The 22,893-nt window shown below is 60.3% G+C and carries 23 protein-coding genes; 19 read left to right on the top strand and 4 right to left on the bottom strand.

Features of this window, described 5'->3' with window-relative positions:
* The first annotated feature begins 105 nt into the window (after positions 1–105).
* The 6 genes from F550_RS0101350 (at position 106) to F550_RS0101325 (ending at position 7,466) form a co-directional block, all read left to right on the top strand.
* Positions 106–513, top strand: a complete 408-nt coding sequence (locus tag F550_RS0101350) for a GIY-YIG nuclease family protein (RefSeq protein ID WP_018146725.1) — start codon at positions 106–108, stop codon at positions 511–513.
* 232 nt (positions 514–745) lie between these two features.
* Positions 746–1,378, top strand: coding sequence for a hypothetical protein (locus F550_RS0101345; RefSeq protein ID WP_018146724.1), 633 nt, complete (start codon positions 746–748; stop codon positions 1,376–1,378).
* Between the two features lie 267 nt (positions 1,379–1,645).
* Positions 1,646–1,948, top strand: coding sequence for a hypothetical protein (locus tag F550_RS0101340; protein ID WP_018146723.1), 303 nt, complete (start codon positions 1,646–1,648; stop codon positions 1,946–1,948).
* 131 nt (positions 1,949–2,079) lie between these two features.
* Complete coding sequence (locus F550_RS16510) at positions 2,080–2,724, top strand: GNAT family N-acetyltransferase (protein ID WP_018146722.1); 645 nt, start codon at positions 2,080–2,082, stop codon at positions 2,722–2,724.
* Positions 2,725–2,788: 64 nt separating this feature from the next.
* Positions 2,789–4,738, top strand: a complete 1,950-nt coding sequence (locus F550_RS0101330) for a coiled-coil domain-containing protein (protein WP_018146721.1) — start codon at positions 2,789–2,791, stop codon at positions 4,736–4,738.
* Between the two features lie 172 nt (positions 4,739–4,910).
* Positions 4,911–7,466, top strand: coding sequence for a DUF3772 domain-containing protein (locus F550_RS0101325; RefSeq protein ID WP_018146720.1), 2,556 nt, complete (start codon positions 4,911–4,913; stop codon positions 7,464–7,466).
* Here the strand turns inward: F550_RS0101325 and F550_RS0101320 are convergent.
* A complete protein-coding gene (locus F550_RS0101320) occupies positions 7,463–9,064 on the bottom strand; it encodes a peptide chain release factor 3 (protein WP_018146719.1) in 1,602 nt (533 codons plus the stop codon). The genes F550_RS0101325 and F550_RS0101320 overlap by 4 nt on opposite strands.
* A gap of 150 nt (positions 9,065–9,214) precedes the next feature.
* Between F550_RS0101320 and F550_RS0101315 the strand changes: the two genes are divergently transcribed.
* Positions 9,215–10,816, top strand: coding sequence for an AbgT family transporter (locus F550_RS0101315; RefSeq protein ID WP_026180485.1), 1,602 nt, complete (start codon positions 9,215–9,217; stop codon positions 10,814–10,816).
* 84 nt (positions 10,817–10,900) lie between these two features.
* Here F550_RS0101315 and gcvA read toward each other — a convergent pair whose 3' ends face one another.
* Positions 10,901–11,836, bottom strand: coding sequence for a transcriptional regulator GcvA (gene gcvA / locus F550_RS0101310; protein ID WP_018146717.1), 936 nt, complete (start codon positions 11,834–11,836; stop codon positions 10,901–10,903).
* A gap of 116 nt (positions 11,837–11,952) precedes the next feature.
* Between gcvA and cysG the strand changes: the two genes are divergently transcribed.
* The 7 genes from cysG (at position 11,953) to F550_RS16505 (ending at position 17,949) form a co-directional block, all read left to right on the top strand.
* The gene (cysG, locus tag F550_RS0101305; RefSeq protein ID WP_018146716.1) at positions 11,953–13,356 is read left to right on the top strand and encodes a siroheme synthase CysG; all 1,404 of its coding nucleotides are present in this window, start codon (positions 11,953–11,955) and stop codon (positions 13,354–13,356) included.
* Positions 13,353–13,667: a DUF2849 domain-containing protein gene (locus tag F550_RS0101300; protein ID WP_018146715.1), complete on the top strand. Its 315-nt coding sequence runs from the start codon at positions 13,353–13,355 to the stop codon at positions 13,665–13,667. The genes cysG and F550_RS0101300 overlap by 4 nt, the downstream gene beginning before the upstream one ends.
* Positions 13,664–14,281 (top strand): glutathione S-transferase family protein, encoded by a 618-nt coding sequence (locus tag F550_RS0101295; RefSeq protein ID WP_018146714.1) that lies wholly within the window; start codon positions 13,664–13,666, stop codon positions 14,279–14,281. The genes F550_RS0101300 and F550_RS0101295 overlap by 4 nt, the downstream gene beginning before the upstream one ends.
* The gene (locus F550_RS0101290) at positions 14,268–15,926 is read left to right on the top strand and encodes a nitrite/sulfite reductase (RefSeq protein ID WP_018146713.1); all 1,659 of its coding nucleotides are present in this window, start codon (positions 14,268–14,270) and stop codon (positions 15,924–15,926) included. Before F550_RS0101295 ends, F550_RS0101290 begins: the two co-directional genes overlap by 14 nt.
* Positions 15,927–15,947: 21 nt before the next feature.
* Entirely contained in the window at positions 15,948–16,439 is a 492-nt protein-coding gene (locus F550_RS0101285) for a DUF934 domain-containing protein (RefSeq protein WP_018146712.1), read from the top strand.
* Positions 16,440–16,449: 10 nt separating this feature from the next.
* The gene (locus F550_RS0101280; RefSeq protein ID WP_018146711.1) at positions 16,450–17,193 is read left to right on the top strand and encodes a phosphoadenylyl-sulfate reductase; all 744 of its coding nucleotides are present in this window, start codon (positions 16,450–16,452) and stop codon (positions 17,191–17,193) included.
* Positions 17,194–17,319: 126 nt separating this feature from the next.
* Positions 17,320–17,949 carry a murein L,D-transpeptidase catalytic domain family protein gene (locus tag F550_RS16505; RefSeq protein ID WP_156807781.1) on the top strand — a complete coding sequence of 210 codons (630 nt, stop codon included), beginning with the start codon at positions 17,320–17,322 and terminating at the stop codon, positions 17,947–17,949.
* Here the strand turns inward: F550_RS16505 and panC are convergent.
* Entirely contained in the window at positions 17,917–18,774 is an 858-nt protein-coding gene (gene panC, locus F550_RS0101270; protein ID WP_040500419.1) for a pantoate--beta-alanine ligase, read from the bottom strand. The genes F550_RS16505 and panC overlap by 33 nt on opposite strands.
* A gap of 88 nt (positions 18,775–18,862) precedes the next feature.
* Here panC and F550_RS0101265 point away from each other — a divergent pair, with 88 nt between their 5' ends.
* Both F550_RS0101265 and F550_RS0101260 read left to right on the top strand, forming a co-directional pair.
* Positions 18,863–19,279 carry a hypothetical protein gene (locus F550_RS0101265; protein ID WP_018146708.1) on the top strand — a complete coding sequence of 139 codons (417 nt, stop codon included), beginning with the start codon at positions 18,863–18,865 and terminating at the stop codon, positions 19,277–19,279.
* 53 nt (positions 19,280–19,332) lie between these two features.
* Complete coding sequence (locus tag F550_RS0101260) at positions 19,333–20,229, top strand: division plane positioning ATPase MipZ (protein WP_018146707.1); 897 nt, start codon at positions 19,333–19,335, stop codon at positions 20,227–20,229.
* A 76-nt stretch (positions 20,230–20,305) separates the two neighbouring features.
* On the opposite strand, the gene F550_RS0101255 is transcribed toward F550_RS0101260, so the two are convergent.
* Complete coding sequence (locus F550_RS0101255) at positions 20,306–21,286, bottom strand: D-alanyl-D-alanine carboxypeptidase family protein (protein WP_018146706.1); 981 nt, start codon at positions 21,284–21,286, stop codon at positions 20,306–20,308.
* Between the two features lie 214 nt (positions 21,287–21,500).
* On the opposite strand from F550_RS0101255, the gene F550_RS0101250 reads away from it, so the two are divergent.
* The 3 genes from F550_RS0101250 to clpS all read left to right on the top strand — a co-directional run bounded on the left by F550_RS0101250 (position 21,501) and on the right by clpS (position 22,888).
* Positions 21,501–21,914 carry a phasin family protein gene (locus F550_RS0101250; protein ID WP_018146705.1) on the top strand — a complete coding sequence of 138 codons (414 nt, stop codon included), beginning with the start codon at positions 21,501–21,503 and terminating at the stop codon, positions 21,912–21,914.
* A 127-nt stretch (positions 21,915–22,041) separates the two neighbouring features.
* Positions 22,042–22,458: a DUF1499 domain-containing protein gene (locus tag F550_RS0101245; protein WP_018146704.1), complete on the top strand. Its 417-nt coding sequence runs from the start codon at positions 22,042–22,044 to the stop codon at positions 22,456–22,458.
* 52 nt (positions 22,459–22,510) lie between these two features.
* A complete protein-coding gene (gene clpS, locus F550_RS0101240; protein ID WP_018146703.1) occupies positions 22,511–22,888 on the top strand; it encodes an ATP-dependent Clp protease adapter ClpS in 378 nt (125 codons plus the stop codon).
* Positions 22,889–22,893: the final 5 nt, after the last annotated feature.

The raw sequence follows: 22,893 nt of genomic DNA, 5'->3' as shown, positions 1-22,893 counted from the left end.
GATTCCGTCATCCCGGAATTTGCGCCAGCAAATATCCGGGACCCAGATGAACTTTGTGCACTCTTTAAAAGCTGGGTCCCGGATAGCGCTTGAGGCGCTTCCGGGATGACGAAGATATTGGGGATATCGCTTGCGAAAGATACGCTGTTCCGCTTATGTTCCTATATGCGCAGCTCTTGGCTCTATATCGTGACGAACAAGCGGAACGGGACGCTCTATACGGGTGTGACCAGCGACCTCACGGCCCGGATCTGGCAGCATCGGAACGGCCACTATCCGGGCTTCAGCCGCAGATATGGATGCACGCGTCTGGTCTGGTTCGAAACGCATGATGACATCAGCGAGGCCATTGCCCGCGAGAAGCGCATCAAGCGCTGGCGACGAGACTGGAAGCTTGCCCTGATTGAGAAGGATAATCTTGACTGGGTCGATCTATTCGATGAACTGACGGGCTGGGTCCCGGATAGCCGCTTTGCGGCTTCCGGGATGACGAAGATCGGGAGCGACCGATAAAGTCGCCGTCATCCCAGTTATTTCAAGCCGTCATCCCGGAATTTGCGCCAGCAAATGTCCGGGACCCAGAGTGCCACTCGCCAACGTCGCAAACGTGGTCCCGGATAAGCCCTGTGGGCTTTCCGGGATGACGCGATAGGGGCGTCATAAAGCTGGACCCAGCGCACGCGAAACTGCCGGAAACATTCCATCCTTTCCCCTCCCGCCTCGTCCCGTCCCATACTGCGCGCCAATGATCGGACCGGGATTCATAGAGGCGGGGCTTGCCGCGCTGCGCGATGCGCTGGAGACGGCTGCCGAGACAGCGGGCCTGATCCTTCGCCGCTACAGGCTCACCCGCACCGCCGCCCGCGCCTTCCGCGCCAAAGTCCGCCAGCTCGAAACCGTGCTACGCCGCCTCGTCGTCCTGATGGCAGCGGACATCGAAATCGCCAACATCAACCCGCTCACCCCGGCGCAGGCCGGGGTCTCGTCCAGCCAAACCGCGCCCTCTCAGGACACGCGTGCTCATCCTGAGCCAAGTCGAAGGACGGGCCCCCGAGGCTTCATCCTCATCCCCAACAGCCAGTACGACCCCGAAAAATTCGAGGCCCTTCGCGCCCTGTCGCGCGGCGCGCCAGCGCTAGTCGACGAAACACCGCTGGTACACCGCTACGACACCCTCCGTGCACTCATCGAGAACCCGCACGCGCTCGCCCGCCGCATGGCCCGGCATCTTGCAAGGTGGAAAGCCGCCGGAGACTCCAGACCCCACTGCCCGGCCCAGCCAGGCCTCCACCGCCTCAGTGCAGAGCTCGGCGCCATCGCCAGCCTCCTGCCCCGCGCGGTGAATGACAGCCTGAAGGGCTGGTATGATAGCGGGTAGCGGCTTCACGGCTCGCCACACACGCCACCTCATCCTGAGCCTGTCGAAGGATGAAGCCAAGAAGCGCCGCGCTAGCATGCTTCGACAAGCTCAGCATGAGGGAGAGCCAAGCGAGAGGAGACGCTCATCCTGAGCGAAGTCGAAGGACGAGCGTCGTGAAACCTAGCCCACCCGCCCCTCAAAGGGCGGGACACACCCGCAGCTCTGGGGAACCGCGAGCCCCTCGCACGCATTGAATTTGTGTAATCACCACAAAGGATATGCCCCATGGCTGACGCCCCCGGAAAGAATGCCCCTCTCATCGCTGCCGCCGCCCTTGTCGGGACCGGCGTCCTCCTGCGCCAGTGGAAGCCGACCCTGCTCGATATGCCCGAGCCCAGGAAGAAGCGCCCGCACCTCGATAGCGGCATGAGCCGCAAGGTCCGCAAGGCGCGAGATGGCGTCGCGAAGTTCGCCCTGCCGTCCAATATGCTGAATTCGCTGGGCAATTCCCTGCTCGCCATTGGCGGCGGACTGGCGCTGCTTCGCCTCGTCGATGAGGTGGTCGATGACAAGGAACGGCTTTTCTAGGCTGGCGCCTCTACGCGGCAATCGTGCAACAGCTCCCGAATTAACACAGGTTATCCTTTTTCTTCCGCCCTAATCCCGGCTAGATACTTGCATGGCACGCGGGTGCCTGAAGTCGGAGGGCGAAGAAACCCATGTTCGAATTGGTTGTCCTGCATGAGTGCGACCCCAAAAGGGTGGCGCACTTCCTGACGATCAATCGGGAGCGTTTCAGACCCTATGCGCCGACCCGCAGCGACCATTATTACACCGCCTCGCACTGGCGCGCCGCGTGCAAGCGCTCCAAGCTGGAATGGCGTGAGGGGCGGGCCTACCGCTTTGTGATCATTCACAAAAACACCGAGGTCATCGGCAAGATCGACCTCGACCATATCCGCCGCGGGCCTTTCTCGACCGGCGATCTCGGCTACCTCCTCGACCGGCGCCATGAAGGCCAGTCGATCATGCGCCGGGCGATGGAAGAAGTGCTCTCCATGGCGTTTACCGACTTCAGGCTGCACCGGGTCCAGGCGGCGATCATGCCTGAAAACGCCCGGTCGGCTGGTCTGGTTCAGCGTCTAGGTTTCCGCAAGATCGGCCTCGCTGAGCGATATCTGAAGCTGAATGGCGACTGGCGCGATCATCTCCTGTTCGAAATGGTCTCGCGGAAGCCTGAAAAGGCCGAAAAGCCCAGGGAAGTCGCCGAGCCGGTAAAAACACCTCAGAAAACCGAGGCTGCCCCGCCGGCTGAAACCGCCGAAATATCGGTCCCGGAAAAGACAGATCAGGAAGCCTGCTGAAGCAGCTGATTCCACGTGCGAAATTGCACACGCTCCATTAACGCGGCATATAGTATCCGTAATCATGGCTGAGACACATTCCAATGACGGCGACGAGACGCATCTGCCGCGCCTGACCCAGATTTCACCGGCGGGCTCCCCCTCGGCTGAACTCGACGCACTGGACAATGCCAGCGGCGAGGGGAAAGTGTTTCTCTGGGGCGCGATCGCGGCGGCAGTTGCGTGGTGGCTCGCGGCCTATGTCGGCATGTTCGCGCTGCTCGGATCTGCCCGGCTGTCGACCCTGCCCGCCGCCACGATTTTTGCAGGCGTCGTTGCGCTTTTCATTCCAGGCCTGCTGATCCTCATGTCAGGATTTCTCGCCCGCGCCCATGCCAGGGCGTCGGCGGCGAATGCGGTGGTTCTGCAAGCGGCGGTACGGCTTCTTTCGCCTATCGAAACGAGCGGACGAGAAGCGCGCCTCTTCGCCGACCAGATGAAAGCGTCCGCCGGAGAGGTCGACCGGGCCATGGCACATGCGATCTCCTCTATGAAGGCGATGTCCGGCGAGATCTCTGAAGAACGCCAGCGGCTCGAAACCGTGTCGGGCGATGCCTCCAGACATGCCAAGGAGCTTTCCAGCCGCCTCGCAACCGAGCGTGAAGCGCTGCAATTGCTGGCCGATGAAATTCAGCGCCAGAGCGAGATGATGAGCGAGGCCATCCCGCGTCAGGCCGAAAAGATGCGCGATTCTGCGCGCCAGGCGGCAGCCGACATTGCGGAGGCCGATGAGGGGCTTGAAACCCGCCTTGGTGAGCTGCGCGAAGCCGGCACGACGCTCAGTGACCGCGTCGCTGCGCTGGATGAAATGTCCGTGGAGGCCACGAAACGAAGTGAATCGCTGGTCTTCGCGGTCTCGCGCATGGAAGAAAAACTAGACCAGTCACGAAAGATGGTCGACCAGGCTCTTCGCGCGAGCGAGATGGTTGCCGCGAGCGCCTCGACGACAGGCGACCGGATTACCGAGGCGGTATCTGCGGCAATGGAGAATGCCCGCAGCGCCTCGCGGGACATTCAGGCCGAAGCTCGCGAAGCGGCAGAGCGGGCCGCAGAATCTCTCGCAACGCTCAAGCGGGCTGGCGAAGAAGCTGCAGACGCCGTCCGCCGGGCCCGCACCGACGCGGATGCGCTTGCCAGTCTGCAATTTGGCCACACAGACCGTTCTCATTCCACCTCGCCCCAAGACACGGGCGGCCCTTCGAGATCGCATGGCCCATCAAGACCACGGCTCGAAGAGGACGATGTCTTCGAGGACGACCTGCCGCCGGTGGCGCCCATATCAAAGCCACAGACCCGCCCCGCCGCAGCAGACAGCGATCTTTTCGGGGCCGGCAGCGATAACAGGGGCGGCTATGAAGAAGACGACGACGGGCAGGATGAAGATACAGCCGGCGCGGACGAGACGCCTTTCGAGATGGAGCAGAACCCCGTCCGCCGTCGCTGGAAGGACAGGATCCCGCCCTATCTGAAACCGGTTGGCGGAAGTGAAGCCCTCGATCTTCGGAGTGAAGAGAACCCCGATGACGAGCCAAACCCCGAAGCCGAAGCAGAGCGCGAGCCCGCAGCGGAGAGCGGGCGCCGCGAGCGCTGGAGCAACATTCTTGCGGATGTGGAGCGCGAGGAGCGGCCGCACCTGCCGCGCGAGGAAAACGCCGAAGAGATGATCCATCGCCTGATGGATTCCGGTATCCGGCTGACCGATATTTTCAGGCCGCGCGACAAGAAGAAGATCGCTGCGGCTGCACGAAAAGGCGAAGGCCTCCGGCGCAAGGCCGTTGTGGACGCCGCCGCCCGGCAGGTCCAGCGGGTTCAGAAACGGCTCGACAGTGATGGCGACCTCATGATGATGGCGCGGGAGTTCCTGACGATCGAAGAAACGGACGCGCTGAGCGCCCTCGATAAAACGAGCAACTCGTCACGAAATGCGAGTGCCCGGCTCTCTGCCTTTCTTCTTATCGACGCGGCCCTCGGCTAATCTAACGCCGTCACGACCGAGGCACCCTGAAGACGGGGTCGGTTGACGATCAGAAATTTTAACGCGCGTGATAAGTCTCGGGCTAATGTCTTCCTGCAAACGTCTTTGACTTGGCGATGCAGACTTGTAGGACGACCGGCAGATCAGGATTGATAGGAGTTCGGTAGCGAAGATGAGGGCCAGCGCGCGCATTATTCTCGGCAGTGTTCTGTTCGCCCTTCTTCTTCTGTCGCCGCTTGCGCACGCACAGCAGTCCTCCAGCCAGAAAATCAGTGAAGATCTCGACGCGATCGAGGCAGACCTTCAGGCGATCAATTCCAGCATATCGCAGATATCGGGCGATTTTCAGGAGAGCGACGATCCCGGCGAGTTGAGCGATCACATCTCGCAGCTTTCCAGTCTGCGGAACCAGATTTCTTCGCTTCAGGATCGCGCCATCGCCATTCGCGCGGACTCAAAAGAAGCACTCGACGCTGTCGCCGACCTCATTCCGGCAGAAGACGAGGATGCTGGCGGGGCCAGCTCGGCCCAGTCTCCGGCGGCAGCAGCTGAAGATAGTGAGGAAACTGCCGCCGCCCGGCTGGAGGAAAGCGCACTTGCGGAGGTCACCGCGCCCTTCCGAAGCATCAACCGGCGCGCGAGTATCGCGGCGGCAAACGCCAGACTTGCCGACATCGACGCGCGAAGGCTGCTTGATGCGATATCGCGAAGCCGCGACAGCGTCTTTGTCTCTTCAGTCGCGGACCGCGGCATGTCGCCCTTACGCCCTGAGGTTTGGTCAGGGGCGGTGCAGAGTATCGACGATGTGTGGTCGGAACTCTCGCGGGAGATCACCACCTGGCGGGGCACGCAGATTGACCGTGGCACCCCATACCCGGTGGCCATTCTGCTCGGCATCTCGATTGTGTTGCTCGGGGGCCTGTTCTGGCTCTACAGGGTTTTTTACAAATGGGAGCTCAAGCGGAATACGGAGACCCGTCCAAGTCGCCAGACCGTCGCCTATCTGTCCATGGCGAGCTTCATAGGGCGATTTGCGGCAGCCTTCATTGTCGTGATGAGCATAATTGGCGTCGCCAAACTGCTTGGCATGGATTTGCTGGAAACCCAGGCCGGACGCCAGCTCGCCTTCATAACGGTCGCCGTGCTTTGCATGCGGGCGCTGGTTTCTTCGGTGATGGCACCCCGCACAACCGCGTTCAGGCTGATCGGTGTTGGCGATGAGGCAGCCAGTGCCATCAGCCTCTCCTTCGTGCTTCTGGTCCTCGCCTTTGCGATCGAGTCTGTCTTGACAGCCTCTGGCGCGCTCGCCTCTCCCGGCGAAGCGCTTATTGCGGTACGGACCTTCTCGCTTGCCGTTCTCACAGGCGGTTTGCTGATCTGGCTCGCCATCCGGACGAAAGCCAAGACAGAGCAAGGCAAGTCCACTTTGCGTGTTGTCATCCGCTGGCTGTTGGTTGCTGTGGCCGTCACGATCATCGCGACTTCGCTGTTCGGCTACCACTTTCTGTCGCGCTTTGTGGTGGAGCGGCTGATCCTGCTCGTAATCGTCTTCCTCATCGCGATCCTGGTGCGTGAGTTCATCCGCGCAATGTCTCTGAAATTTCTCTCGGGCGTCGTCGAGGAACGCAGATACGAATCCGCGCGCGACGATGATGATGGAGGCGAGCGCCCGGAGCTAAACTCGGAATTCTGGATCAGGATGAGCGTCGATACGCTCGTCTTTCTTTGCCTGCCACCATTCGTCCTGCTCGCGCTTGGCCTCCCGGCGACCGAGCTCTGGAATGAGATAAGATGGCTGCTCTCAGGCTTTGAGATCGGCGGCCAACGCATATCGCTCGGCAGTATTCTTTCCGCGATCCTGACTGTGATCGCCATCATGGTCGCAACCCGGCTCGTCCAGCGAACGCTTGAGCGGCAGATCCTGCCGAAGTCTCAGATCAGCAGAGGCGCAGCGAACTCGCTTGTGACCCTGCTTGGCTATGCCGGCGTCATTATCGCCTTCATCGCGGCGATTGGTGTGGTTGGCTTTGACCTTTCAAGCCTTGCGATCATCGCAGGTGCCCTGTCCGTCGGTATCGGTTTTGGCCTGCAGAGCATTGTCAGCAATTTCGTGGCAGGCCTCATCCTGTTGTTCGAGCGGCCATTCAAGATTGGCGACTGGATCGTGACACCATCTGGCGAAGGCACGGTGCAGAAAATCAATGTCCGAGCGACCGAGGTTCTGACCTTCGACAGGCGGTCGATCATCGTCCCGAACGCTGAACTGGTCAGCAATTCCTTCGGCAACTGGACCCACAAGAGCGATGTCATGCGCGTAGCGATTGATGTTGGGGTCAAATACGGAACGGATACCAGAAAGGTCGAAAAGGCGCTTCTGGATGTCGCGGAAAGCAATGAGTACTTCCGCAAGGACCCTCCGCCCTATGTGGTCTTCACCGAATTCGGCGACAGCTCGCTAAACTTCCAGCTGCGCGCCTATATCATTGCCGATCACATCGTCGTTGCGCCGTCAGAGGCCAAGCATGAGATCGCCGCCATGTTCGAAAGCGAAGATATCACCATTCCTTTCCCACAGCGCGATATTCATTTCGACTGGCCCGACGCGGCCAAATCGCTGCAGCCGAAAGACAAAGACGGCGGCGATGATGAAGATGACGGCAGCCAGAACGAAACGGGTTCAAAGAAAAATGAACAGCGCGCCGCCGATGAAAAGGAAGAGGCCGACTAGAGCATCCGTTCCTTGGTCGAGGTGAACTCAAGGTCGGGGTTCTTTTCCTTCACATAGCCGACATCCCAGCTATTCTTGCCAAGATAGACGGGCGCGCCGTCGAGATCCGTTCCGGTGCTGCCGCGGTTCTTTTCCATGAAGGCTTCGAGCTTGGCCGGATCCCTGGCCGAAACCCAGCGCGCGACATTGTACTGCGCTTCTTCGAAGACGACTTCGAGATTGTATTCAGCCGACATACGCTCTGCCATCACGTCAATCTGGAGCGAGCCGACCGCCCCAACGATCATGTCGGAGCCGAGTGCCGGTGTGAACAGCTGGGTCACCCCTTCCTCAGCCAGACTCTCAAGTGCCTTGCGCAAATGCTTGGATTTCATCGGGTCCTTGGGCCGGGCGCGGCGCAGGATTTCCGGGGCAAAGTTCGGAATGCCCTGGAACTTGACGTCACCGCTTTCCGACAGGCTGTCGCCAACGCGAAGCTGCCCGTGGTTCGGTACGCCGATGACGTCGCCCGCATAGGCAGTTTCTGCGATCTCGCGGTCCTGCGCCAAAAACATGAGCGGCGCGTGGATATTGATCTGCTTGTTCGATGTCGTCTTGAGGCGCATGCCGCGCTTGAACTCACCCGAACAGAGGCGGAGGAAAGCCACGCGGTCGCGGTGGTTGGGGTCCATGTTCGCCTGGATCTTGAAGACAAAACCGGTCACGGCCTTGTCGGACCGCTCGACGGTGATCGGCGCGTCTTTCTTCTCGGCTTTCTGGTCGCGTGGTCCGGGGGCAAACTCGGCCAGCGTGGAGAGAAGCTCGTTGACGCCGAAATGACGAAGGGCGGAGCCGAAGACGACTGGCGTCATATGACCTTCTTCGTAGGCGGTGCGGTTGAATTCCGGCAGGGCTTCGGAGGCCAGCTCGGCGCCCTCGTCCAGCTCATCCATCACCATCGTGTCGATCGTGCCGCGCGCTTCCTGCAGGCCGATCCGGTCGCTCGGGCCGACATCAGCCTGCTGGTCGGCGGTCTTCTTGCGGAAATTGATGAAGTCGCCCTTGCGAAGATCCTTCATGCCGGCAAAGCGCTGGCCGGATGCGGCGGGCCAGTAGAGCGGCGAAGTATCAAGCTGGAGCTTGTCCTGGATCTCGTCGAGCAGTTCCAGCGGGTCGAGCGCTTCGCGGTCCATCTTGTTGATGAAGGTGACGATGGGAATGTCGCGCATGCGGCAAACTTCGAACAGCTTCAGCGTCTGCGGCTCGATGCCCTTGGCGGCGTCCAGCACCATGACGGCAGAGTCAGCGGCTGTTAGCGTCCGATAGGTGTCTTCGGAGAAGTCCTCGTGGCCCGGCGTGTCGAGCAGGTTGAAGACGAGGTTGTCATGCTCGAACGTCATCACGGACGCCGACACGGAAATACCGCGGTCACGCTCGATCTTCATCCAGTCCGACTGTGTCCGGCGGCGCTCACCGCGTGCGGCGACCTGCCCTGCGAGACGGATCGCGCCACCCGCCAGAAGCAGGTTTTCGGTCAGCGTCGTCTTGCCGGCGTCCGGGTGGGAAATGATGGCAAATGTCCGCCTGCGGGCGGCTTCTTCAGCGGGGGTCATGCTCATGGCCCGCCGATTAGAAGGGAATGGCGAGTTTGTCGAGATGGCGGGGCCAGCCGATCGGCTTGTGGGGGCTGCATTCCGCCATTCCGCATTGCGTAATCAGACGGGTCGCGTCTAGGGTCGGTTCATCGGAATAAGGGAGAGGTCGAGGGCATGTCGGATCAAAGTGCGACGAGCGAAATGAAGGGGTTTCTCGGCTGGGTCGAGAAGACGGGCAACAGACTGCCTGACCCGGTCTTCATCTTCTTCTATCTGATTATCGCGCTGATGGTCGTCTCGCAGATCTGCGCCTGGGCCGGGGTTTCCGCTTTCCATCCAAGCCTCACCAATCCCGACGGCACACGCCAGCTGGAAGAGGCACGAAGCCTCTTTTCGCCTGAGAATATCCAGCAGCTCTGGGTCGATATGCCGGAGACATTCACGCACTTCCATCCGCTTGGCTATGTGCTCGTCGTTATGCTTGGCGCAGGCGTTGCTGAGCGCTCCGGCCTCTTTGGCAGCGCAATCCGCGGGGCCGTGCGTAATGCGCCGAAGGCTCTGCTGACGCCGCTCGTAGCGCTGATTGCGATGCTGTCGAACCATGCCGCCGATGCCGGATATGTCGTCATGATCCCGCTGGCGGCGATCATCTTTGCGTCTGCCGGGCGTCATCCGCTTGCCGGTATTGCGGCCGCCTTTGCCGGTGTGTCTGGCGGCTTCTCAGCCAATATCACACCCGGCCAGCTCGATGCGCTTCTCTTCGGGATTACCGAAAGCGCTTATGAGGCGAGCAATATCGATGGTGGCTGGACGGTGAACTTCGCTGGCAACTGGTACTTCATTTTCGTGCTTCTCTTCATCTACCTGCCTGTCATCTGGCTGGTGACCGACAAGATCATCGAGCCGCGTCTTGGCAAATGGACGCCGGAGACCGAGAGCGAAATGCAGAGCTATAGCGATGAGGACAAGCCCCTCAACGCTGGAGAGAAGAAAGGTCTTCGCCGGGCGGGTCTGGCGATCCTTGCGGTGGTCGCGCTCTGGGTCTTCATGACGATCGGGCCGGGCACACCTCTATTGGCAGATGGGCCGGGCAATGAAGATGCGGCCTGGTATGTACAGGCAGGCCCGCTCTTCCGGTCACTGGTTGCCGCCTTCCTCATCCTGTTCCTGGCGGCAGGCTGGGCCTACGGGTCGGCGGCAGGGACGATCAAGAACCACCGCGACCTCGTCAACATGATGGCGGGCGGCATGAAGGATATGGGCTATTACCTGGTTCTCGCCTTTGCCGCGGCGCATTTCGTGGCGATGTTCGGCTGGTCCAACCTTGGCCTGATCTCTGCGGTGCACGGGGCCGAAGCCATCAATAATAGCGGATTGCCGCTGCCCGCAGTGCTGGGCCTGATCGTGCTGTTTTCAGCCGCGCTGAACCTGTTCGTTGGCTCTGCCAGCGCGAAATGGGCGCTGCTGGCGCCGGTGCTCGTGCCGATGCTGATGCTTGTCGGGATCAGTCCGGACGGCGCGACGGCCGCCTATCGTGTCGGCGATGGCGCAACCAATATCATCACTCCGCTCATGGTCTACTTCCCGCTGATCCTCGTCTTCGCGCAGCGCTGGCAGAAGGGGTTTGGCCTTGGCAGCCTGACGGCGATGATGATCCCGTATTCGATCTGGATGCTGCTCAGCGGCGTCATCCTGATGATGATCTGGCTCTTCCTCGGCATCGATCTCGGTCCGGGCGCCCCGGCGCAGGTGCCGATCCCGGGCACGGCTGGGTAGGCCGATCTGGCGTCACCGAAAACAGAAGCGCCGCAGACCTTCCCGTCTGCGGCGCTTTTCGTTCGGGTGTTTGGGACTGCGCGCCTAGACGCCGTGGATTTCGCCAGCGGCCGCTTCGGCCTTGATCCACTTGATGAAGGCGCGGACGTCTTCTGACTGGTGGCGGCCCTTCGGCCAGACGATCCAGTAGCCAAAGTCGATACTGGTCGACCCGTCAGCGAATGGCGCGACAAGCCGGCCTGCCGCCATGTCGGAAGAGGCAATCGCGCGCTTGGCGAGCACGATGCCGCGGCCGGATGCAGCCGCTTCGATGGCAAGAGACGACTGGTTGAAACGCGGCCCGCGCTGGCCGTTGACCTTGTCGCCGACGCCGCGGGCTGCGAGCCAGCTGGTCCAGTCGGGACAGGACGGGTCCTGTTCGGTGCTCTCGTCATGGATGAGCGTGTGCTTGGCGAGGTCTTCGGGGCGTTTGACGGCGTCAGACCCTTCCAGAAGGCGCGGCGAGCAGACAGGCAGCACCGTCTCGTCCATAAGTTTTTCTGACTTCAGACCATCATAGCCGCCCTGTCCGTAGCGGATGGCAAAGTCTGCGTCCGCCGTGGTGAAATCGGTGATCGACATATCGGCCGAAATCCAGGCCTCGATGCCGGGATTGGAGATGTGAAACTTGTCGAGGCGCGGGGCGAGCCATTTGGCGGCAAAGCTTGGCGCGCAGGACACCATCACCCGGCCCTTTCGCGCTGGCTGCTGCATGATGCGGCCCGCTTCCGTAATTCGCGAGAAGGCTTCGCGCACAAGCGGAAGGCTTGCCTGCGCTGCGTCGGTGAGCAGCACGCTGCGGCCTGTGCGTCTGAAAAGCGGGGTCCCCGCATATTCCTCAAGCTGCCGGATATGTTGCGAAATCGCGCCGGGCGTGACATTCAACTCTTCTGCGGCCTTGCTGAATGACAGTCGACGGGCAGCCGCCTCAAATGCACGAAGCGCATTGAGCGGTGGCAGGCGGTCATTTGTATCGGCCATAGAGAGCCTCGCATAGTTTATCTAAACGATGGGATGAGGGGTCTACGCTTGCAGGAAGCGGGTCACAAGTCACATTTTCCGGTCAGCCTGTTTAACCTCCGACACTGCGAGTATCGATGAACCTCTTCCCAGCCTTCTTCCAGATGGATGGCGCCCACGTCGTGGTTTTTGGCGACGGGGTGAACGCCGAACGCAAGGTGCGCCTTGTGGCAAAGACGCCTGCCCGCATCTCGCTGGTCTGCGATAAGCGCCCAGACTGGGCCGGCGCATTCGACAGCCAATTGCACATCATTGCTGCCAGCGAGGCAGAAGACGCGCTTGCCAGCGCCCGCTTCACCATCATCGCTTATGAAGACGAGGCGCAGGCGCGCTGGGCCTATGATCTGGCGCGCGCTCAAGGCGTGCCGATCAATGCGGTCGACCGCAAGGAACTGTGCGATTTCACCGTGCCGAGCATGCTGGACCGGGGCGCGATCATTGCCGCGGTCGCAACTGGCGGCGCGGCCCCGGTACTGGCGAAGGACATCAGGGCAAAGCTCGAAACACTGATGCCTGCGCGCATCGGCGACCTCGCGGCGATGGCGGAGCGCTGGCGCCCGACGGTAAAGACTGCACTGAGCGACGAGACGAGCCGCCGGCATTTCTGGGAAAAGGCCCTGCGCGGCCCGGTCGCAGAAGCCATGTATGCTGGCGATGACGCGCGCGCCGAGGCCCTGATGAGCGACACGCTGGCGCGCTTTGCAGACGGCTTAGACAAGGACGAATTTGGTCCCGTCCACATTGTGGGCGCCGGTCCAGGTGATCCGGAACTCCTGACCCTCAAGGCTTTCCGGCTGATCCAGCAGGCGGACATCGTGTTCCACGACAAGCTGGTTTCGCCGGAAATCCTCGACATGGTGCGCCGCGACGCAGACCGTGTTCCGGTCGGCAAGTCCAAGGGTGAGCATCTTGTGCCACAGGACGGTATTCACGAACTGATGATCGCCGCATCGCGCGAAGGAAAACGCGTTGTGCGCCTGAAAGGCGGCGACCCGTTTATCTTTGGGCGCGGCGGCGAAGAGGTCGAGGCCCTGCGTTCTGAAGGGATCGAGGCGACTGTCGTGCCGGGCGTCTCCTCTGCGCTCGGCTGCGCGGCCAGTGCGAACGTCCCCCTAACCCACCGCGACCATGCCCAGACGCTGACCTTTGTAACCGGCCATGCGCAAAAAGGCGGCGTGCCCGATCTCGATTGGGAAGGCCTCGCCAAGCCGCATCAGACCGTTGTGGTGTTCATGGGTGTTGGCACTTCATCAATCATATCACAGAAGCTGCGAGAGGCGGGGCTTGCAGGCGAGACACCGGTCGCCGTCATCGAGAATGGCACGCGGGCGAATGAAACGCGCGGCTTCGGCACGCTTGAAGCGCTGCCCAAAATCATCGAGACACATGGCATCAGGGGCCCTGCCCTTCTTATCATTGGTGCGGTCGCCGGACTGCCGGCAGAAGCACGAGACACATTCATTGCGGAGGCGCTGGCATGACTTCGGTTCGCCCGAAACTGAAACCCGACCAGCTAAAGGCGGTCACCGCCTGGGAAACAGCGACCGGCAAGGTCGTCTGGATGGCAGATGATGGCAGCTGGTCTGATGACCCGGACAAGGTCGGCGTCTTTTCAGGCGATGAGGCCGAGGCTCGGCTAGAGGCTGCAGCCGCACAGGAAGGCGTCGTCACCGACCCCTATTTCATGCAGGTTACCGAAGACGGCAACGTCGATGGCCGTGAAACCCTGCGCGAAAACATCCGCGCGAACGGGCCGACCGTTCACCCACAGTTCCAGAGGACCGCGAAATGATCCGTATTTATGGCGACAGCATTTCGGGCAACTGCCTCAAGGTGAAATGGGTCGCAGAGCGTCTCGGCATCGAGCATGACTGGGTCGAGATCGACATTCTGAAGGGTGAAACGAACACCGACAGCTTCCTGGCGATCAATCCGTTCGGACAGGTCCCGGTCGTTGCGTTTGATATTGGACGCACGCTCGCCCAGTCGAACGCGATCATCACCTATCTGGCGGAGGGAAGCGACCTTATACCTGAAGAGGCTTTTGAGCGCGCAAAGGTTCTGGAATGGATGTTCTGGGAACAGTACTCTCACGAGACAGCGATTGCGGTGCGCCGCTTCCAGAAGCTCTATCTGAAGAAAAAAGACGACGAGATCGATCCGCACCTGATGGCCAAGGGCCGCCGGGCGCTTGGCCGGATGGAGCTTGCGCTTCTCGGCAATGACTGGATCGCAGGCGGTGAGGCCATGACGCTGGCCGACATTTCCCTTCTCGCCTACACCCGCCTTGCCCATGAGGGCGGGTTCGACGTGTCCGAGTTTCCAGCCGTCCATGGCTGGATTGCGCGCTGCGAGCGCGAGCTCGGCCTTCCCCATCTGCATGAGGTTACCGATGTACAGGTATGATGAATTCGACACCCGGCTTGTAAAGGAACGGGTCGAGCAGTTTCGTGGCCAGGTGGCCCGCCGCCTGTCGGGTGAACTGAAAGAGGATGAGTTCAAGCCACTGCGCCTGCAGAATGGCGTCTATCTCCAGCTGCACGCCTATATGCTGCGGATCGCCATTCCCTATGGCCAGCTCAACCCGCGCCAGATGCGTGCGCTGGCCGAGATCGCCCGCAAGTATGACCGCGGCTATGGCCACTTCACGACGCGCCAGAACATCCAGTTCAACTGGGTGGCACTGAAGGATATTCCCGACGTGCTGGCGGACCTGGCAGAGGTCGAGATGCATGCCATCCAGACCTCCGGCAACTGCATTCGGAACGTCACCAGCGACCATTATGCTGGCGCGGCAAAGGATGAAGTGATGGACCCGCGCCCCTGGTGCGAGATCATCCGGCAGTGGTCGACTTTCCACCCGGAATTCGCCTTCCTGCCGCGCAAGTTCAAGATCGCTGTTACGGCCGCCGAACATGACCGCGCGGCGATCAAGGTGCACGATATCGGGCTGAACATGCGCCGAAAGGACGGCGAGGTCGGCTTTGAGGTTCATGTCGGTGGGGGCCAGGGACGCACGCCGCACATCGCCGCAAAAGTCTCTGACTTTGTGCCCGAAGGTGAGCTGCTGGATTATCTGGAAGCGATCATGCGGGTCTATAACCGCTTTGGCCGCCGCGATAACAAGTACAAGGCGCGTATCAAGATCCTTGTCTCGGAGACGGGCGAAGACGAATTCCGCAAGCTGGTCGAGGCTGAGTTTGCCGCGCAGCGTGACGCCGAGAAGATCGCCCTGCCCCAGGAAGAGATCGACCGCATCCACGCCTATTTCGAGCCGCCGAAGCTGGCTGAAAAGCCCGCAACCTCGGACGCGTTTGAGAAGGCAAAGATCGCAGATGCAGGTTTTGCCCGCTGGACCCGCGCGAATATCCACGACCACAAGGTCGACGGCTACACCACCGTCACGGTCAGCCTGAAGCCGATGGGCGTCGCCGCCGGTGACGCCACCGATGACCAGATGGATGTGATGGCCGACCTCGCCGAGACCTATGGCCATGACGATCTCCGCGTCAGCCATGCGCAGAACGTGGTCCTGCCGCATGTTGCGCTCGATGATGTCTATTCGCTCTACGGTGAGCTGGATGCAGCAGGACTTGCCACCCCGAATGAGGGTCTCATCTCGGACATGATCGTCTGCCCGGGCCTTGATTACTGCAACCTCGCCAATGCGCGCTCCATTCCCGTCGGCATGGCGATCCAGGAAGCGTTCAGCGACCCGGACGACCAAGCCGATATCGGCAAGTTCCACATCAACATTTCCGGCTGCATCAATGCCTGCGGGCACCATCATGTCGGTCATGTCGGCATTCTGGGCGTCGACCGGAAGGGTGAGGAATACTACCAGATCACGCTGGGCGGGCGCGCCGACGAGAAAGCGGCGATCGGCCAGATGGCCGGGCCGGGTCTCAAGGCTGATGATGTCCCCGTGGCGCTCAAGCGGCTTGTCGACCGTTACCGCGAACTTCGCACCAGCAAGGACGAGACCTTCATCGAGACCTTCGAGCGCGAAGGTATGGAGCCTTTCAAGGACGCCATCTACGCCGACGCGTAGAAGATAGGGAATTTCCAGAATATGCCGCTTATCAAGGACCGCCGCGAAGTCGACGATATCTGGGCCTATGTGCCTGACGAAGCATCTCTTTCGCCCGGCGGATGCATCACGGTTTCGCTTGCCCGCTTTCGCAGTGAGACAGAGCTTCTGCTGGCGCGCAATACAGAGATCGGTGTGCGGCTGGAGCCGGCAGACGACCCGCACGAGCTTGAAGAGCACCTGGACCGGCTAGCCCTGATCGAGGTCGATTTTCCGAAATATACCGACGGGCGCGGCTACTCCCAGGCGCAGCTATTACGGCGGCGGATGGGTTATACCCGAGAGCTTCGCGCGGTCGGCCACGTGCTGCGAGATCAGATTCTCTATATGAACCGTTCAGGGTTCGACGCTTTTGAGACAGAGCGCGCCGACCTACCTTCCGTGATAGAGGCGCTGGAAGAGTTTTCCGCCGTCTATCAGCCAGCAGCAGATGGGCAGGTGCCCGTTTTCCGCCGCAGGCACGGAAAGGACTAAAGGCGCTTTCATGCCATATGCCGATTATCAGACACGTCTGAGACAGCCCGTCGAAGAACGGCTTGCGCGCCTTAACGGTGAGCTTCGCCATGCGTCCGCGACGACGATCCTGCGGGCGGCTCTGGTGCGAGAATGGCCTGGCAAACTGACCTATGTTTCGAGCTTTGGTGCCGAGAGCGCTGTGATGCTCGCGCTTATCGCCGATGTCGATCCGGATTTCCCGGTCGTTTTCCTCGAGACCGGCCTGCACTTCCCGCAGACGCTGGATTACAAGGACGAGCTTATCGAGACGCTGGGCCTGACCAATGTTCAGGACATCACGCCGAACGAGACAGAGCGCAAGATCATCGACCCGAAGGATCGCCTTTGGCAGTCCGATCCGGACGCGTGCTGCGCCCTTCGCAAGGTGCGCCCGCTTGAACCTGCGCTGAAGGGCTACGACGCCTGGATCACCGGCCGCAAACGCTTCCATGGCGGCGCTCGCATGAGCCTGCCAGTCTTCGAGCATGCCGGTAACCGCTTCAAGGTGAACCCGCTTGCCAGCTGGACGCAGGAAGACGTCGACCGGTTCTTTGTGCAACGTAACCTACCCAAACATCCGCTGGTCGCTCAAGGCTATCCATCGATCGGCTGCTGGCCCTGCACCAAGCCGGCAGCAGACCCGTCCGACATCCGGTCTGGCCGCTGGGCCGGTATGGAGAAGTCCGAGTGCGGTCTGCATGTCGACAAGGCCGAGCGTCCGCGCGTTTTCTAGGCCCGTCGCCCCCCCCTAACAGCCCCAACGATCTTCACGTGATCTGCAGCTAATATTGCAGATCACGTGGAACCTTTCCTGCAGATCTTCAAATTTCTGCCCAATTCGTCTGGCAGGTTGGGAACCATGAAAGCACTTATCCGTTTCTTCTCGTTATCGCTCGCGGCAATAGCCGTCGCTGGTACCACCGCTCTCGCCAAAACGCCGAATGACGCCATGGGGACCGAACTCTGGTCCGAGGCTATGGCGGCGCGCGCCGTTCATGCTGACCGCGTCACCAATGACCGCTATATGATCGTCATCGATTACCGGCGCCATTCCAGCGAGAAGCGCTTCTTCCTTGTCGATATGGAAACCATGACTGCGGACGGTTATCTCGTCTCACACGGACAAGGCTCTGATGCCGACCATGACGGCATCGCGGATACGTTTTCCAATATTTCAGGCTCCAAGATGTCGTCGCTCGGCACCTATGTGACGGCTGAGACCTATTACGGCAAACACGGGCTCTCATTGCGCCTGGATGGCCTCGACGACGCCAATTCGCTGGCACGTGACCGGGCCATCGTCATCCATGGCGCAGACTATGTGTTTCCGGGCGGCACAAAGATCGGCCGCAGCTGGGGCTGCCCCGCGCTTGAGCAGGCCGTTGCTGCCGACCTCATCCCGCGTATCGCAGAAGGCACGCTGATCTATACGCGCGGGCCTGAACTTGATGGCCAGCTATACGCCGAGATTGTCAATCAGGCGGGTTGATCCCATCCATGCGGCCGCGAGCAGCCGGCAATCGCGCCCCTGCTCCAGCGGCCCGTCCGGCAGGTCCTGTAGCGTCACCGGGTCGACTGCGCTGACATAATCAAGCTTCGAGAAGCCCGCAGCCAGAATGGCGCCGCGGGCTTCTTTCATGACATCCTCAACCGGCACGCCGATGCGGATCCGGCAGGACGCGCGGTGAAGCGCGGAGAAGACCGCATTGGCGCGCTGGCGTTCCTCTTCGCTGAGATACGCATTGCGGGAAGATTGGGCGAGACCGTCATTGTCGCGCCAGGTCTTGCCGCCAATGATCTCGATCCCGAAACCGAGATCCCGCACCATACGCTTGATGATCTGCAGCTGCTGGTAGTCTTTCTCACCAAAGACAGCGACGTCAGGTTTTACGTGAATGAAAAGCCGGGCAACGACCGTTGCGACACCATAAAAGAAATGCGGCCTGTAGATGCCGTCCAACAGGTCCGACATTTCCTCGACCCGGACATTGGTAATCGAGCCTTCGGGGTACATCTCCTCGACGCTCGGGCAGTAGACGAGATTGCATCCTGCCTCGCTCAGCCGGGCGACGTCGCCCGCCTCATTTCGTGGATAGCGGTCAAGATCTTCGCCCGGCGCAAACTGGGCCGGGTTCACGAAAATGCTAGCCACAATGAAGTCCGCGTTTTCCCCAGCTTTCCTGACCAGAGAGATGTGCCCGTCGTGCAAAGCACCCATAGTGGGGACAAAGCCAACTTGCTTTCCGTCGCTGCGCGCGGCTGCAATCTGGCTCTGGAGCGACTCGCGCGTTCGTACGATTACTGCTTGCTGCAAGCTCACTTGGAGATGCCTCCGAATTCTTATTTCCTCAACGAGGTATTAACCAATTCAGCCGATTTGTTCACTTATGAGAAAGTCCGACATGCCTCGTCTGCAAACATTTCTGGCCCGTGCGGCCCTTCCGTTCAAATCGAAAAAGCGGTCGCGCCGTCTTGTGCCACAGACAGAACCGACGTTCAGCACAGGACGCGGTCACGATGACTGGCTGTTTGAAGATGCCCGCCCGGTTGTCGGCAAGACCGATGTCCTGTCGCGGCTGACCGCCTCGCTCTGCCGGCTGCGCAACTGCCTTGTTGACGTGGCAAGCAATGCGCCGGTCCATGAAGAGCGGCCTGCCTGCTACCGGGTCGAGTTTGCTGACTATAGCTCTCTCGATGACGAAGGCCTGTTTGACGATGAATTGTTCGACCAGCCGGCCGTGCCGCGCCCCGTGCGTGCAGAGCCAGCCTGGCACGAACGCATATTGTTCGATCGATCGCCAAGTCTGATGCCTGCCTGAGCGCAGCGCCGCTGGCGACCGATACACATTGAGACAAACTGGAAGGGGCTGTCATGGCAGCAGATGGTTTCGGCACGATAGGGCCGGCGCACCAGGATGAGCACGACGCCGGAAACGGGTCAGGCCACACCTGCCGCATTATCACAATCGGCAATGAGAAAGGCGGCGCGGGGAAATCGACCGTTGCCATGCATCTCTGTATTGCTCTCCTAAGGCTCGGAAAGCGCGTCGGCACGATCGATCTCGACGTGCGCCAGCGCTCGTTCACCCGTTATCTGGAAAACCGCCAGCGCTGGACCGAATCGACGGGCTCCCGCCTGCCGATGCCGGAGATGATCCGGGTCGATGCCAGCGATCTGCGCAGTCTTGATGAAGCTGAAACACAGGAAACCGAGCGCTTCGAAGCGGCGCTGAACCGGCTGAAGCCTGAATGTGACGTCATAATTGTCGATGCGCCCGGCAGCGACACCTTTCTGTCACGCCTTGCTCATTCCAACGCCGACACGCTGATCACCCCGCTGAATGACAGCTTTGTCGATTTCGACCTTCTCGGCGACGTCAATCCGCAGACCCTTCAGGTCCTGCGCCCAAGCTTCTATTCCGAAATGGTCTGGAACTGCCGCAAGATGCGGGCCCAGCAGCGCAAGCACCCGATCGACTGGATTGTCATGCGCAACCGGATCTCACCACTTGAGGCGCGCAACAAGCAGAAAGTCGGCGAGGCGCTGGAAAACCTTTCGAAGCGGATCGGCTTCCGGCTTGCGCCAGGTCTCTCGGAGCGTGTGATCTACAGAGAGCTGTTCCCAGCTGGGCTCACCCTGCTCGACCTTACCGAAAAAGGCTCGAACTTCGCCTTCACGATGAGCCATGTGGCGGCCCGCCAGGAACTTCGCGAGCTTGTCCTTATGCTCAACCTGCCGGAGCTGGTCGAGGCGGAGCTGACGATCTAGAAGCAGCTTCATCGCCAAACAAAAAAAGGGCAGGCGCGCACCTGCCCTTTTGCATATGTTGATCCTAAAAAGCGAATTATCGGGACGTCGAGGCCGAGACTGGGCCGCTTTCGTCACCCTCGCCAATCACCGGCACGAAGACCTGCCCGTTCAGCATGGGCAAGGCGGCCCCATCCGGATTGCCCGGCACCTGCAGCGCAGACATCGCGTAATTCGCCAGCGTCATCTCCGGGAGCTTGGGCGTCTGGAAGCTGCTGAAGGCGGCCTCGATCAGGTCGGTGACATGGTCATTGCGCGAGCGTGACGTCGAGCCACCAAACATGATGGCGATCACCCGGCGGCCATCGCGGCGCGCAGACGTCATCAGGTTGAAGCCAGAGGCCCTCGTATAGCCGGTCTTGATCCCGTCGACGCCTTCGACAGACGCAAGGAGCGCGTTGTGGTTCGGAAACTTTCTGGAGCCCCACTGGAAGCTATCAGTGGAGAAGTAGTGATAGTAGCCCGCATGATCTTCCAGCAGGCGTTCTGCCAGAACGGCCATGTCGCGCGCGGTCGAGAGCTGGCGCTCATCAGGCAGGCCGGATGCGTTTCGGAAGGTCGTGCGGGTCATGCCGAGCGAGCGGGCCTTTGCCGTCATTAGCGTGGCAAAGCGCGATTCCGAGTTACCGAGACGCTCGGCGATCACAACGGCAACGTCATTTGCCGATTTCGTCACCAGCGCACGGATGGCATCGCGCACCGAAATGGTCGACCCGGCAGCAAGGCGAAGGTTTGAGGGCGGCTGGGCGGCCGCGTTGCGCGAAACCGGAAGCTGTTCGGAAAGAGTAATCTCCCCCGACTTCAGCGCGTCGAAGACCATATAGAGGGTCATCGCCTTGGTCAGGGAAGCAGGATAACGCGGCGCATCTGCGTGGCGGGCATGCAGCACTTCATGCGTGTCAGCGTCGACAACGATGGACGCATATTTTTCCGCATGAGCCACAGGGGACATCATCAGGATTATGGCAAACATGCCAAACAGGGCATTTGCTGTCCGGCGACCGAATCCCAGTTTCATTCAATACTCCCCGATTTACTAATCTGCTTTTCGTCCGACCACCGCCGAGACAGAACCTAGAGTGCTCTATATGAGTTAGCCAGTCGTTAACCGCGTGACGCGATTTGTTAACCTGCAATTCGCTTGCCAGGCGTAATTATTGTGCGGTGCACAAAAACATGTTGCAACCGCGAAGAGATTCGCCTATATTGAAGTCATAGAAGGAGATTGCTTCATGGCTAAAACTGAAACCAACATGTTCGGAACGTTCGATCCCCAGACTTTCGCAAAGGCATTCCCTTTCGGCGAAATGGGCAAGGACGCAATGTCCGCCAGCTCGGAGAGCGCTAAAGCTTCCGTCAAGAGCTTCCAGGACGCAAGTGCTGCTGTCATGCGCCAAGCGCAAGACCGTATGAGCATGACTGTCGAAACCGGCAAGACACTCGCTGGCGCCACCACGATGGAAGAGGCGATGGAAATCCAGTCGACCTTCATGCGCAACAGCGTCAAGGCCCACATGGACGGCCTTAGCGAGCTGGCTGGCATCTACACCACCGCAATGAATAACTACTTCCAGCCATTCGCTGGCTACGCCCAGATGGCGACTGCCGAGACGAAGGAAGCAGCTTCCAAGGCGAAAGCCGCCTAAATCGCTTGCCTCTTTCGCAGGCAGGACTGACTTCAGAAGGCCGGCTGTTTCGACAGTCGGCCTTTTTCGTTGTGCTCTCTGCAGCCAGCCCCGTGCATGCAGCAAAGCCGCGACCTATATTCCCTGTATGACCCAGATCGTTTCATTCGAAACCCTTGAACGGCCATCCACGCCGAACACCTATCTCGTCCTGCCATCGACGCTGTCATCCACTGCCGAAGCTGATGAGAAATCACCCGTCTTTGGCGAACCTGCCGCCGCACTTTTCAAACGCGTGCAGATGCTGGTTGCCGATCAGGATAATTGGGAGGTGGTCAAAACTGACGAAGAGAACATGCAGCTCGCGGTGGTCGCGAAAACCAAGCTGCTGAAATTCAAGGACGATATCGCCATCAGGGCGTTCGCGAGCGACGACGGTTCTCAAACCAGTGAGCTTGCGGTCCTTTCTCGATCGCGGGTCGGCAAATATGATTTCAAGGCGAACCAGAAACGCGTTCAATCGCTTCTGTCGCAGTTGAAACGAAATACGGCAGCTACAGCTTGATCAGCGAAGCAGAACGTATCAGGCTGAAAATGCCAGCAAGCAAACCTATCTCATGACCATGTCCGCAATAGATTTCAGACCCAGACTCGCTGACCCGGACGATCCGTCGGGCCCGGCCCGCACGGATGATCAGGACGGCACAGGCGTCGTCACGGAGACGCGGGTAAAGACCAAAAAACCGAGCATGTACCGGGTGCTGCTGCTGAATGATGACTATACGCCGATGGAATTCGTCGTCTTCATTCTGGAGCAATTCTTCAACAAGAGCCCGGAACAGGCGACTCGTATTATGCTCCACGTGCACCAGAAGGGCGTAGGAGTTTGCGGCGTGTACACTTTCGAGGTCGCCGAAACAAAAGTTGCCCAGGTCATGGACCTGGCGCGGCGCAACGAACATCCTCTGCAATGCACGATGGAAAAAGAGGATTAAAGCTA

The sequence above is a fragment of the Henriciella marina DSM 19595 genome (assembly GCF_000376805.1).
Lineage (GTDB): Bacteria > Pseudomonadota > Alphaproteobacteria > Caulobacterales > Hyphomonadaceae > Henriciella > Henriciella marina.
The sequence above is the reverse complement of the archived record's forward strand: the minus strand, read 5'-3'. Positions and strand labels throughout refer to the sequence as shown.